The sequence below is a fragment of the Loktanella sp. R86503 genome (assembly GCF_042466455.1).
GTDB lineage: Bacteria > Pseudomonadota > Alphaproteobacteria > Rhodobacterales > Rhodobacteraceae > Loktanella.
Map to the genome: position 1 here is coordinate 1 of NZ_JAXHCI010000006.1, position 11,544 is coordinate 11,544.

Here is an 11,544-nt window from a genome sequence, read left to right on the forward strand (position 1 = left end):
TTGTTCCTCCGCTTTGATCTGAAACCTGTCGATAGACAGAAAGAATGCGGCCACGATCACAAGTGCGCTTGGAGCACCAAGCCATGCAACAAATCCAATGAGGATGAGCAGCATCCCGACATACATCGGGTTGCGGGTGACACCATAAACTCCAGTGGTCACAAGCGTGGTCGTTTGGCTTGGCGCTTGGGGGTTCACGGTCGTTTCGTGCCTCGCAAAACTCGACACAGCAGGTAGGAGAAATACGCAGCCTGCCAGCGTCGTCGTAAAGACGATCAAAAAGGGTGCCTCAAACCCTCCGAGTGGCGCATAGGCCGCAAGGACACCTGCCAGCGCGAGGCCAGTCACCAGTTGTAGAAGTGGAGGGACATTCATTTGCAGACTTCCAAATTTGATTCTGCTTAAATATAATGTCTCTAGTAGCTATAGCTTCAAGAGGAATTTTCGATGTTTTCCATCGGCCAGCTTTCAAAGCGCACAGGCGTCAAAATCCCAACCATTCGCTACTATGAGCAGATGGGCTTGATTGATGTGCCCGAACGCTCAGAAGGCAACCAGCGCAGATACACCAAGGACGGATTGAGCCGCCTTTCCTTCATTCGACATTCCCGTGAACTTGGGTTCTCAGTCGAAGACATCAGGGGCCTTCTGAACTTGAGCCAGCATCCTGAGAAGCCCTGCCAAGACGCTCACAGCATAGCCGCGCAACATCTCAAAGATGTTCAGACCAGAATTGCAAAACTGCGGCGATTAGAGCGTGAGTTAAAGCGTATCACCCAATGTGACGCTGATAATGTGGCAGACTGCGCCGTTATCGAAACGCTTGCGGATCACGGGCTTTGTGAGACGGAACATTAGCGGGCGCATGTTCCAAAAACCCTCCTTTTTGGAAGGGTTGGTGCTAACGCAGCTAAAGTCCGGTTCGAGCCCTTCTCTAACATTTAGGCAATCAGTACGGTCCTCTGAAATACCATCAAATCGGAGTATCAGACCATGTCAGCCATAGAAGTCCTGAAGGAGCGCTACCCTGGTGCTGTGACGTTCAAGTTCGGCGATAGCGCAACGCTGAGCGCTGCCCACGTTTCTCGTGTTCGGTCAGGAAGGAAGGTGGCGACTTGCGGCGCGCTACGTGACTTCGAAAACGGCGAGCCCCTTCCGTCGGTCGGGCGGCGAGACATTGTTCTGGCGTGGGATGGGTCGCCAGAGCTTGTCATCGAAACTGTCGAGGTTGTTCAATGCAGCTTCGAAGAAGTGACGGAGGCAATGGCGCTCGCAGAAGGTGAGAACAACGACCTTGAAGGTTGGCGAAACGATCACCGCGCCTTCTTTAAGAGAACCGGAGGGTTTTCGCCTGAGATGCAAGTCGTGTGGGAACGGTTCGCCCTTATCGAAGATCTTTCCCAGAAAGGCTGACTGTCCGCTTCGTCCGCACAGCCGACCTTGGGATCACGCCACAAACGGCCGTTTTTGGAACACATGCAAACCGCCTCGATTGACGCTGCCACAAACCCCGTTCAAAACCCAACTGGTTGTTGAAGGTTTTTGGAAGGGTCAGGTCAATGATAATCGGTTACGCGCGCGTCTCGACAGAAGAGCAGCATCTGGATGCCCAGATTTCCGCGCTCGGGGCGACGGGCGCTGAGCGCATCTTCTCCGAAAAGGTATCCGGTACGAAAAGAGCCCGTCCTGAGCTGAACCGCATGATCGAGCAGTTGCGTGATGGCGATGTGGTGGTGGTGACTAAGTATGATCGGCTGAGCCGATCACTGCAGGACCTTTTGAGCATCGTTGAAGCCGTAGGCAAGCAGGGTGCGGGGTTTAGGTCGTTGGCCGAAGACATCGACACGACAACGCCGGCAGGACGGCTGGTCTTTCACGTGTTCGCATCCATCGCCCAGTTCGAACGAGAACGTATATCCGAGCGAACCAAAGAAGGTTTAGTTGCCGCCCGTAAGCGGGGGCGACTAGGTGGCAGACCCCCTGCCCTATCGTCGGAGCGCCGCGTAGAGGTTGCGCGTATGCGTGACGTGGAGGGGCGCGGCATTGCAGAGCTGGCACGTATCTTCAAGGTGAGCGCAAATACCATCAGACGCGCTTGAACCAAAAGCCTCCCGGTACTCACTTCCCTTGGCACCACATAAGTGTAAACCTGTTACAGCCGTGTGATACAGATGTTTTCCATACGACAACCCCATTAGAAACAGGTGTTACAGCCCATGAAATATACATTAGGACAAGCTGCAAAAGAGACGGGTGTAAGTAAGCCAACGTTATCCAGGGCGGTAAAAAAGGGGGATTTATCAGCTGAAGGGGGAGGGGGGAGTCCATACAAGATTGATCCTTCCGAGCTTGGAAGATGGCTATCCGGTTACAGGGAACGCAACCCAGAAGTTGCTACTACGACAACCCCAGCTGATACACCTGAAACACCCAATGTAAACAATGATTTAGAAGCCGAAGTTAATGCGTTGCGTGAACAGATCGTGCGGGAAGAGACGGAACGAGTACGCGAACGAGTGCAACTAGAGGCACACATAGCTGATTTACGTGGAAGAGTAGAACGTGCTGAACGCAAAGAGGATCAGTTGATGGCGCAACTTACTGACCAGAGAGAAAGCAAGACTGCGGCTGTTGAGCTACCGCAAAAACGCGGCTTTTTCGCTCGTTTTACGAGATAACGAAGCTTCAACAACTCTGGCGGTTTTGAACGGTGTTTTTGGCTGCGCAAAATAGGGCAGGGGGCTTCAATTCCAAAAACGGCCGGTTTTGGCAAGAGCGGACTTTTGGGAGTTCGGGTCAGAATTCCACGCTCACTCATCGAGCACACCCATGCCTTGTAAATCATGGCTTCCAAAGCTCTGAGTATGAATGGCCTTTAGGGCCATCCTGAAAGCCATCTCTGCTTCTTCAAAGAAGTACTCTTTGTCCTCAGTCATTTCTCCTAAAGCATGAAGGGCGGCGCCCCTCTCATTTTGAAGGTGGGCCCACTCGATTGGTTTGTCTTGACGGTCAATTTGGCTTAAGGCCTCTTGGTACAATGCAAGTGCTTGTTGTAACGGCTCTTTCTCTTGGTGGACCTTTCCTAAGGAAACCAACGTTTTACCAAGGTTCCCTAGAATCTTAACGCGTAGATTCGCTGGGGCCGCAAACTTATCAGAGCTGTGTGATCTGAGGCCTTCGATTTCACTGGGGTCAATTGCCAAGGCGATTGCAATCGCATCTACGGTCTTTTGATGGGGTACCGTGATCCGGCCGTTCTCCAATTTAGAGATGCGAGCTTTCCCCGTCGCGTCACCGAATGCGCGTTCTGCAAGTTGCTCCTGGGTAAGACCTTCTAACCCTCTTTTGAAGCGAACCAAGCGCCCAAGTCGGTGCCCAAAACTATCTTGGTTGCTCATAGTTAGGCCTCATACTGTGCTCAAGGCCACAGTACTACACAACTTTCCACAACTTTCCACAATTTTCGCCAACGACAAAACATATATACGTATACATATGTACCCCTATCCAAGGTCCAAACTTGGATTCGAATACTGCTGGGACGTATGTTGGAGCGTCTGTCCCACGTTGAGTTGTCATAACCTGAGTTCTGAATCGACCCACATCGATCTCATAAGCTCATTGAGAGGTATCAATATGCAAGAAGCAATGTCTTTACGTACCCTGCACATGCCTGGGTGGATGGATGAAGAGCTCCGCATGCTTGCGTTCAAGACCAAGCTAAACAAAGCGGAGCTGATGCGACGCATGATTGCAAGAAGCTTGGATGAGAGTTGGGACTCCGTCATTGCACGCAACAATGATGATCCTATACTTAACCATTCAATGCCTGAGAAAACATCAGTATCTGCTAAAGCCTTTGCGGCTTTAGGAGTGGCTGCGTAAATATTGGTGTCGCCGAAACTTAGATGTATTTCTGAACTATGGTTTCGGCGATGCTTCCTAAAGCCATAAGATTGCTGGACGCCGGATTTACCAACGAGCCCAGCATTGGAATGTGAAGACCATCGGGAAAACCATCGATCTTCACATTTAGGTTTTGGTCTAAGCACTTCTGCAAGTATCTGCCGGTAGAGCCGGGCTGGTTTGGGAACGGAGCCAACAAGTTGCGGAACTTACGCTCGAAGAGCGGTAGAAACCAAAGACTATCAAAACCTCTGGCGTCAACAAGGGCGTCGGCAGTCAGGTAAGATGATCCAAGGTCTTCAGTGCGACAATTCACTCTGAAATATCCCACTTCGTCACTTAGGCTATTATAATCTGCGTTAGTGACGCGAGAGCATTGATAGTGAAGGTAAGGGCAAGCCTCTAACTCTCGCGCGACCTGAAGCCAAATTCGACCTGAGGATGTCCTCTTAAGGAACTCGTGCTTGGCGGCTACTGGCAATTGTTCCCACGCATCGGAGTTACCAAACATTCGATCAGAGAAAAAATTTGTGGGTCGACTATCTAGAAACGGATTGCTGCCAATGATGGTGATTTCAATGTTTCTTCGTTTGGTGCCTATGAGGAAAGCAGATATAGCAGCTGACGTTCCGCCGTCCCCAGCAATTACTACACTAAAATCTTCCTTGGCTTCAAGATTGCCGTCAATTTTGGATAAAAGTGCTTTTTTTCTATCGGTTTGCCAGAAATCTAGGCCATTGAAGAAAAGAGGATTTTTCCCCTTAAAGATTGAATCGCTCCTTGGCCCTAGTCCTGTGATAACCACGCCATCAAAGCCCGGATAATCTGTGATCGTCCCATTGAGCGACCTTGCAGAAAGTGTCCACCTGTCAGCTTCTGTGAAACCAATGCTCACAACGTCTTTTCTCTCGATGAGCTCTATACCGCCGGATTCCCGAGCACGATTCAATGCCCACGAAAGATAACCAACGTATTCACTATGTGAGGGTTGAGGGCGACCCCTAGAAAACCAGTCATTCAATTCGAGCGAGCCGAATGCGAGATTAGTAGTTAGGTACGCTCTCCACGAAAACTGGCTTAGTAGCACCTCTTCCTTTCCACTTCCCGAACGCGCATATGGATAGCCAACGTCCCGCTCGATTGAAGTGCATAAAAGCGATAGGCCATCGCTGAAAGAGGCATCGCCACTCCAAGCTGATAATGCATTATTTTTTTCGAAGATTGTAACTGACGGTGGAGTAATGCCGATTGCCTTGAGGGCAGCACATTGGGCCGCGATTGCAACTGCTCTCGGCCCACATCCGACGACGGCTATCTTCATATTTACCACCCAACTAATTATTATCATGCCGCAGGATAGGAGTATGGCACGCGAAAGGCGAACGTAACAGTGCTCGTTCAGTCAAGTGTTATGATATCGTATGCGCTACTCAGATGTTTCTGAAGGGTCGTTACGGCCTTGGCCGCCAATTTAGCCTAGATTTTATGGCAGTGACAAAAAAGACTGTTTTAGGCGCAGACTGGCCAATCTTTAAACTTACATTACTTCACACCCTTTGATCTTTGCAAAAGATTGAGTCGCATCTTTTAGATTTCCTTCTTCGTAAACTCTTCGCTCGTAGAAGGCGCCCTCTTTGAGACCATCTGACACACCAGACAAGCAGTATTCTATTTCAGAAAACCAGCCGTCAGATACATGTCCGAAACTTTCACCGGGCATGACAAAGACTTCATCTTCTCCACTTAGCTCACCATCACCAAATGACACTATATGCAATTTTATAGGGTTTGTGGATTTATTCTGGAGGCTCACTATTGTGTAAAGTGATGACATGGGATTACCAGTTTCATAGGGAGAGTATTCAAAATTGACCCACTTAGGAATAGCGTCAATAATTGATTCTTGCATATCAATTTGAGCTTCTTTTATTGAAATAATATCCTCTTGCGATCTTTCAAAATATGCTTGTATGTCAGATATAGTGTCTGCTGCTTTGGCTGGATATACGAATGCATACACGGCAGCAATCACGCCCCCTATAGCTATAACCATTCCAACAACTGATGCTATATCAGACAGCGTAGACAAGGTTTCTTTTATATTATATTTCAATTACTATACTCCGCTCACATATAAAACGCATCTTAACTACACTTAATTTATATTTGCTATCTTTAATGTGCCGAATAACGTTTACACCATGTGGTGAACGTTTTTTCGATGCTGGTCGCATCCAGTGGTATCGACTTCTCGCCGCACCACTTACGAAATGCGTCGGCCAACTGTCGAAGATCTGGCACATGGCCGCCTTCAAGCTTTGGTGCCGTGTCCCGTGCAATCCGGTCCCATGGCTGCGTGTCCCGGATCGTGCCGTGTTCCGGAAAGGTGAGGGTGGGGGTTTCGGCTGTCCCGTCGCGCCGTGCTTTACGACCGACCTTGGGACGTTCCAGTTCGCGCTTGGTGTCACGCTTCCGTTCAGGTTCTTTTTCTGCCCAAGCAATCGTAATGCCAGTTACCGTGCGTCCAGATTTGCGCGGCGTCACCGTTAGGGTCAAACGCGACGTTTGGTTGATTTCGGCGATAGCAGCTGAAAGAGCCCGGCGGTTTAAATCTGCAAATCGTTCCAACTTTCCCTCTGAAACGCCCATCACTGCTCGGAGCTCTGATACAGTGAACGTTTTGCTGGTGACGTAGTTCAGGTTCACCAACGAGGCTACATATTGGAACAGTAAAATTGAATACTTCGAGGATAGGGCAAAAACGGTTTGCCTGTCCATGATGGCCCAGTGACACGAGTTCTCGGCCATCTCTCGAAAAGCTCCGCCGAACCACCATGCGACCAGTAAATCATCGGTGGCCTCATCGCGGTAATCAAGCTTTGCACGATCCAAGAACCCGCCAATAATTTCGCACTGGGCGTCAGTATCGTCGAAGACCATCACAGCCCCAGCAAGCTCGATGAACAACTCACGTAATGTAGCGCGTGAATGGTTCCGCATTCCCGTGATGGATTTGATGCTGGCAAGACGGAGCTCATGACGCACATCCTCAGCCATGCGCCCTCCTGCCGTCGCGATAAGCAAATGCATGAGCTTGAGGGCTTCGGCGCTCGGCGGGTTTTCAATGTAAACGCCCCGCGCCACCTCTGCTGGCAGCACAGTTTTTGTTTCATCGTGAGCGCGGTCATTCGCAACTTGGAGTGTCTTTATCATGGTGACATTTATCGACGCATCAATGTCACCCGTCAATGCGTGTTTGCGTCCCCATTTGTCACCGTAGAGTCCCCATTTGTCACTTAAGCGTCCCCATTTGTCACCCGAAATATGATAAAGTTATGATTTTTAAGGTAAATTTCTACGTGAACTTATAGAACTTATAGAACAAGAAGGCGCTGCGCGCTTTTTTGTAAAAATATGAATGTGGTTTGGGGCTTCTTGGCAGGTCAGCGTGCCGTTCTCAGCTGATCCAAAGCCGGCAAAGGAATCTGCTGGAGCGGGCAGGCTACCTCTCGTGCCCACTATCCCGGCTATGATCCCGCTCCCATTTGCGCTCCCACTCAGCGTCCTCGCGAAGACGTTCATCAATGAGCCGCTGTTGTTCCTGGGCTTCGCGTTCAGCGGCAGCCCGCTCGGCTTCTTCCCGTTCTTCCTCGATCTCCCAGAACCCCTTCATACCCTGGTCAAACATAATGCCGTCGATGAGGTAGCAAATGTTTTCAGGGAGCTTAGGAGCGTAATCGATGTACTGCCTATGATAGCGCGTTAGGGCAGCTTGCTTATCGTCACCGTCATAGTTCGCGATATTGTGGGCGACTTCTATGAAACGGAGGATCCGATTGGCTGTTTCCGCTTTGGTTGTCACGTCTGCCAAAGCTAGTTTGGTGTAGTCTAGCTCATCGCGCAGAGCGTTCCGCTCTTCTGCGGCTTGTGCACCAACGACCCTCACGGCCTCTGAGGCGATCTCTGAGACCCTTGTGCGCCATTCGCCGTCAGTCTCCCTCCCGCGGCCCATGAAGCCCCCTATGGCGCGCCCTGGGAGCGTGAGGGATATCTCTGCGTTGTCATTGACCCGGCCATAGTAGCTTTTGATGGTTTCGTGGCGGGCATTGGATCGCTTGATCCCCCGATCCAGCTCGTACTTTGCCCCGACCCGTTCCGCGAAGTCTGTCTGCATCGTGGAGAGCTGCGCCTTGCCGCCGACCATCGCCCGCGCGTTCAGCTTGCCGCGTTCGTCGATAGGGATCACCAGCACCTGCAAATGCGGTGTGGTTTCATCTTGGTGGATCACGGCCGAGAGGATGTTTTCCGGACCATGCTTTTCCTCCAGCCAAGTCAGCGCATCGCGCAGGTAACGCTCGCTGTCCTCCTGGCCCATCGCTTGCATCTTTTCCGGTGAGGCTGTGACCACGTATTCGAGGGCGTGAACGGCGTTCTTGCGGACCTTCTCGGGTGCGCGCTCTTCCCAGAGCTTTGCTAGCTCTTGGGAGGTGCGTGCGCCGGCTAGGTGAATGTTACGGTTCACATCTTCGGGCCGCGCATTTGAGGCGTCGCGTTCACGCAGGTTGTGCCGTGCGGCTGCGGCCACCTTGCCCATGCCGCTGAGCTTGCTCACCCGCAGGATGGCAAACCGCCGTGATCCAACTGACGGGCGCCCCAGCCGAAGCGGCTGTGTAGAGCCCCCGCGGCGCTTTTCGTCTTCAAACCCAGACCCGTTGCCTAGCATCGACGCCCCCGCCATTAAAAGAATGTGCACTCACTAGACAATTTGTCCTGCGTCCAAATTATCGCTCGGCCTCCAAGGAGGCAAGGCTGCACATTCTTTCAATGGCGGTAGCTAGTTCAGCGCCTGATCGACAATGCCGATGAGGCTAATCACAGCCAGTACGGCAATCATCGTCCAAGGGCTTTCCCACCAGAGTTTTGCCGGTTCGGGTGTGTGCTGTTGTTCAGGGCTCATCGGTAGGGTCCTTTTTGTCAAAGTCAGGATCAATCGCCCGCAGCTCTGCTAAGAAGGGCTCCAAGCTGAGCTTCTCGCGCTTCGTCACTTTAGTCCGTTTAACAACATGCGGAATATATTCAGGTAACGTTAGCCCTGGCGACGTTTCAACAGGATCGTCCGAGTGCCAGTTCGCTGCAACTGAGTTTTTCAAATCCAACAGGCGATCCCAGAAGCATTTGCGTGTGAAAACCCATTGGTCGCGGGAAGACGGCGAACTGCCCAAGACATCGAGCGCGCCGCATAATCCAGCAATGGGCGCCAAGCGTTGTTCGAGTTGTTGCGCGAGTTCTTCGCCTTCAGGGGTTAAGGCAATAAGCTCGAATGCTTCAGGTTTGGGGGTTCCAACCTCTATGTTCAGCAGATCCACTTTTGCGAGGCCTTCTGCGACGAGGTGACTTGCTTCAGTTGGGTTTAACATGCCGCGAGAGATCAGCTGATACATCGCGGCCCCCGTCTTGGTCAGTTCCGTTGTTGCCACGGTCTGCATAGCGTTTTCACCTGCTCTTTAGGGTTGGACTTCCATCTCTTTGGCATCTCGAATGTATGTTAAAACAGGTAGAGTTATAACCGACAATCGCGCCTTTTCCAGATGTGAAAAGAACGCCCAAAAGCCAGCTCCGCGATGTTCTTGCGCGCAACCTGCAACTCCACCGCGCCGAGCGCGGCTGGTCCCAGGAGAGGCTTGCTTTGGAGAGCGGCTTGAACCGGACATATCTCAGTGCCGTAGAGCGATCTGAGCAAAATATCTCAGTCGATAATATCGCGCGGCTAGCAGCCGCGTTGAGCGTGGACGCTTGGGTGCTATTGAAGGCGGAATGAGACTACCAGTGTCCCTTCGGCCCGGGCTTTGGATGTCGCGTCACCCTTGGCCAGCCTGTTCCGCATTTGCAGATCGCTCGGCGCTCAAAATCAGCCTTACTGATGCCAGCCGGTAGCTTGTCCGGTGTCAGGTCGATCCGGTGGTTACAGGCCCAGCACTCGACCTCAACATAGGTGGTACCTGGGGCGAATAGTGGATCATCGATTTTGGTCATTTTTGCGCCTTAACATGACAACCGGAGTCTGTTCCCTGCGCTCCCGTCCTCAAAGTCATAAAAACCATTATTGTTCGGACAGCCATCACATGCAGAACCATGAGTTGCAGTTGCAGGATATGCGTACTGTTAACCAGAATTGCATTCTGGCCTCCGTACTGTGCTAAGAACTCCTTCGAAAGCGCGAACCGTAAAGATTTTGGGGGGGCCAACCCAACGGTGGGAAACGACCGCCAGAACTAGCCAGGACCGTTCCAGAAACGGTGGTTTTTAGCAGGTGTCAGATGTAACGACGCACGCGGCTTTTGTAGTCTCTAAACTGCTGACCATAGCTTTCCTCTAGCCATGGTTCTTCGGCGAACGGGGCTATGGCGAGGGTCAGAACACCAACTGCTGCGATGAACGTGGCCCAGTTTGATGCCGAAAGGACGGCCCAGCCAATCAGAATAGCCATATCAGCCATGTATTGAGGGTTCCGAGAGTAACGATATAGGCCGTCCGTTTTCAGTTCGGCGACCTCGCCACTGGTTGCTGCAAACCCTATTTTTACCACTCCGGCCCACACGACTATGTTCCCTAAGATGATCAAAGTAAGCCCGATACCCCAACGAATTTCAGCAGGCCAACCCAAGCTGTTCCAATCGAAAATACCCAGCAAGAATGTCGCTGAAAAAATCGCGATTGTTGCCGCCCAAACCCGAATTTTTACGCTCTTCGTGGCCTCCTTTGGAGGCCAGATACGTCTTGCAGGGTAGACGATAGACCATACAAGTGCGCCAATAAGGTATAAACCCGCGATGCCTCCAATCAGGATCGACAGCTTTTCAATTTCAGTGAGCATGGTCATGTCCATGACTGTCCAGTGCGCCAGTATCTTCACCTGACCGCAATTCTTGCCACGACTGGACCAGAATGAGCTGGGCGGACCGCAAGAAAAGCCCAGCCATGAAGATGGCAACCACAAGGTCTGGCCATGCAGTGGCCGTCAGCCATACCGCCACACTTGCGATCATGACAGCAACATTGCCGATGGCATCATTACGCGAGCACAGCCAGACAGACCGGACGTTCGCGTCACCGTCTTTGTAACGCATGAGCAGCAAAACACTTGCCAGATTGGCGGCAAGGGCCAGCAGGCCGATCAACCCCATAATCTCTGCCGATGGCATGCCAAGAACGAAGAACTGATATACGGTCGAGCCAAAGACCCACAGTCCCATAGTCAGCAAACTCAGCCCCTTAAGCAACGCAGCGGTCGAGCGGACCTTCAGGCTCATCCCGATCACGGCCAGACTTAGCCCGTAGGTCAGCGCATCGCCAAGAAAGTCGAGGGCATCCGCCTGCAATGCCTGTGAACCGGCAAGTTTACCTGCGGACATTTCGACCACAAACATTGCGGCGTTTATGAAGATGACGACCCATAAGACGCGCTTATAGGTCGGATCGACACCATCAAATTTCGGGTTGCCAGAGCATCCGCAAGATACGTCGTTGTTATCGGTCGCATTACTCATTTTCTTGGCCTCAATTTGTTTAGATGATCAGCCAGCGCGGAACGCGGCCCATATATTCTTGGTAATTGTTCCCAAATTTCTGGGACAAGAC

At 51.6% G+C, this 11,544-nt stretch carries 16 protein-coding genes; 6 read left to right on the forward strand and 10 right to left on the reverse strand.

The annotated features are described in order from the left end of the window. Positions 1–375, reverse strand: a 375-nt coding sequence (locus SJY10_RS16970; RefSeq protein ID WP_386685144.1) for a methyltransferase family protein, incomplete at its 3' end; no start/stop codon positions are given. Between the two features lie 72 nt (positions 376–447). Here SJY10_RS16970 and SJY10_RS16975 point away from each other — a divergent pair. The 4 genes from SJY10_RS16975 (at position 448) to SJY10_RS16990 (ending at position 2,678) form a co-directional block, all read left to right on the forward strand. Beyond that, positions 448–858 carry a helix-turn-helix domain-containing protein gene (locus tag SJY10_RS16975; RefSeq protein ID WP_386685146.1) on the forward strand — a complete coding sequence of 137 codons (411 nt, stop codon included), beginning with the start codon at positions 448–450 and terminating at the stop codon, positions 856–858. Between the two features lie 135 nt (positions 859–993). Continuing rightward, complete coding sequence (locus SJY10_RS16980) at positions 994–1,413, forward strand: ASCH domain-containing protein (protein WP_386685148.1); 420 nt, start codon at positions 994–996, stop codon at positions 1,411–1,413. Positions 1,414–1,559: 146 nt separating this feature from the next. Beyond that, the gene (locus tag SJY10_RS16985; protein WP_386685150.1) at positions 1,560–2,099 is read left to right on the forward strand and encodes a recombinase family protein; all 540 of its coding nucleotides are present in this window, start codon (positions 1,560–1,562) and stop codon (positions 2,097–2,099) included. A 117-nt stretch (positions 2,100–2,216) separates the two neighbouring features. After that, the gene (locus SJY10_RS16990; RefSeq protein WP_386685152.1) at positions 2,217–2,678 is read left to right on the forward strand and encodes a helix-turn-helix domain-containing protein; all 462 of its coding nucleotides are present in this window, start codon (positions 2,217–2,219) and stop codon (positions 2,676–2,678) included. A gap of 132 nt (positions 2,679–2,810) precedes the next feature. Here SJY10_RS16990 and SJY10_RS16995 read toward each other — a convergent pair whose 3' ends face one another. After that, on the reverse strand, positions 2,811–3,398 hold the full coding sequence (locus tag SJY10_RS16995; protein ID WP_386685154.1) for a helix-turn-helix domain-containing protein: 588 nt from the start codon (positions 3,396–3,398) through the stop codon (positions 2,811–2,813). Between the two features lie 238 nt (positions 3,399–3,636). Here SJY10_RS16995 and SJY10_RS17000 point away from each other — a divergent pair, with 238 nt between their 5' ends. Further along, entirely contained in the window at positions 3,637–3,885 is a 249-nt protein-coding gene (locus SJY10_RS17000) for a hypothetical protein (RefSeq protein WP_386685156.1), read from the forward strand. A 19-nt stretch (positions 3,886–3,904) separates the two neighbouring features. Here the strand turns inward: SJY10_RS17000 and SJY10_RS17005 are convergent, their stop codons facing one another. From SJY10_RS17005 to SJY10_RS17030, 6 genes are all read right to left on the reverse strand, one after another. After that, on the reverse strand, positions 3,905–5,227 hold the full coding sequence (locus SJY10_RS17005; RefSeq protein ID WP_386685158.1) for a hypothetical protein: 1,323 nt from the start codon (positions 5,225–5,227) through the stop codon (positions 3,905–3,907). A 216-nt stretch (positions 5,228–5,443) separates the two neighbouring features. Continuing rightward, positions 5,444–6,019, reverse strand: coding sequence for a hypothetical protein (locus SJY10_RS17010; RefSeq protein ID WP_386685160.1), 576 nt, complete (start codon positions 6,017–6,019; stop codon positions 5,444–5,446). A gap of 62 nt (positions 6,020–6,081) precedes the next feature. Next, positions 6,082–7,119: a replication initiation protein gene (locus SJY10_RS17015; protein WP_386685162.1), complete on the reverse strand. Its 1,038-nt coding sequence runs from the start codon at positions 7,117–7,119 to the stop codon at positions 6,082–6,084. Positions 7,120–7,408: 289 nt separating this feature from the next. Further along, a complete protein-coding gene (gene mobV, locus SJY10_RS17020) occupies positions 7,409–8,644 on the reverse strand; it encodes a MobV family relaxase (protein ID WP_386685174.1) in 1,236 nt (411 codons plus the stop codon). Positions 8,645–8,740: 96 nt separating this feature from the next. Next, positions 8,741–8,863: a hypothetical protein gene (locus tag SJY10_RS17025; RefSeq protein ID WP_386685164.1), complete on the reverse strand. Its 123-nt coding sequence runs from the start codon at positions 8,861–8,863 to the stop codon at positions 8,741–8,743. Then, positions 8,853–9,392 (reverse strand): hypothetical protein, encoded by a 540-nt coding sequence (locus tag SJY10_RS17030; RefSeq protein WP_386685166.1) that lies wholly within the window; start codon positions 9,390–9,392, stop codon positions 8,853–8,855. The genes SJY10_RS17025 and SJY10_RS17030 overlap by 11 nt, the downstream gene beginning before the upstream one ends. 104 nt (positions 9,393–9,496) lie before the next feature. Between SJY10_RS17030 and SJY10_RS17035 the strand changes: the two genes are divergently transcribed. Beyond that, positions 9,497–9,724 (forward strand): helix-turn-helix domain-containing protein, encoded by a 228-nt coding sequence (locus SJY10_RS17035; protein WP_386685168.1) that lies wholly within the window; start codon positions 9,497–9,499, stop codon positions 9,722–9,724. 495 nt (positions 9,725–10,219) lie between these two features. Here SJY10_RS17035 and SJY10_RS17040 read toward each other — a convergent pair whose 3' ends face one another. Both SJY10_RS17040 and SJY10_RS17045 read right to left on the reverse strand, forming a co-directional pair. Then, the gene (locus tag SJY10_RS17040) at positions 10,220–10,792 is read right to left on the reverse strand and encodes a methyltransferase family protein (protein WP_386685170.1); all 573 of its coding nucleotides are present in this window, start codon (positions 10,790–10,792) and stop codon (positions 10,220–10,222) included. Beyond that, positions 10,770–11,453 carry a cation transporter gene (locus SJY10_RS17045; RefSeq protein ID WP_386685172.1) on the reverse strand — a complete coding sequence of 228 codons (684 nt, stop codon included), beginning with the start codon at positions 11,451–11,453 and terminating at the stop codon, positions 10,770–10,772. Before SJY10_RS17045 ends, SJY10_RS17040 begins: the two co-directional genes overlap by 23 nt. Positions 11,454–11,544: the final 91 nt, after the last annotated feature.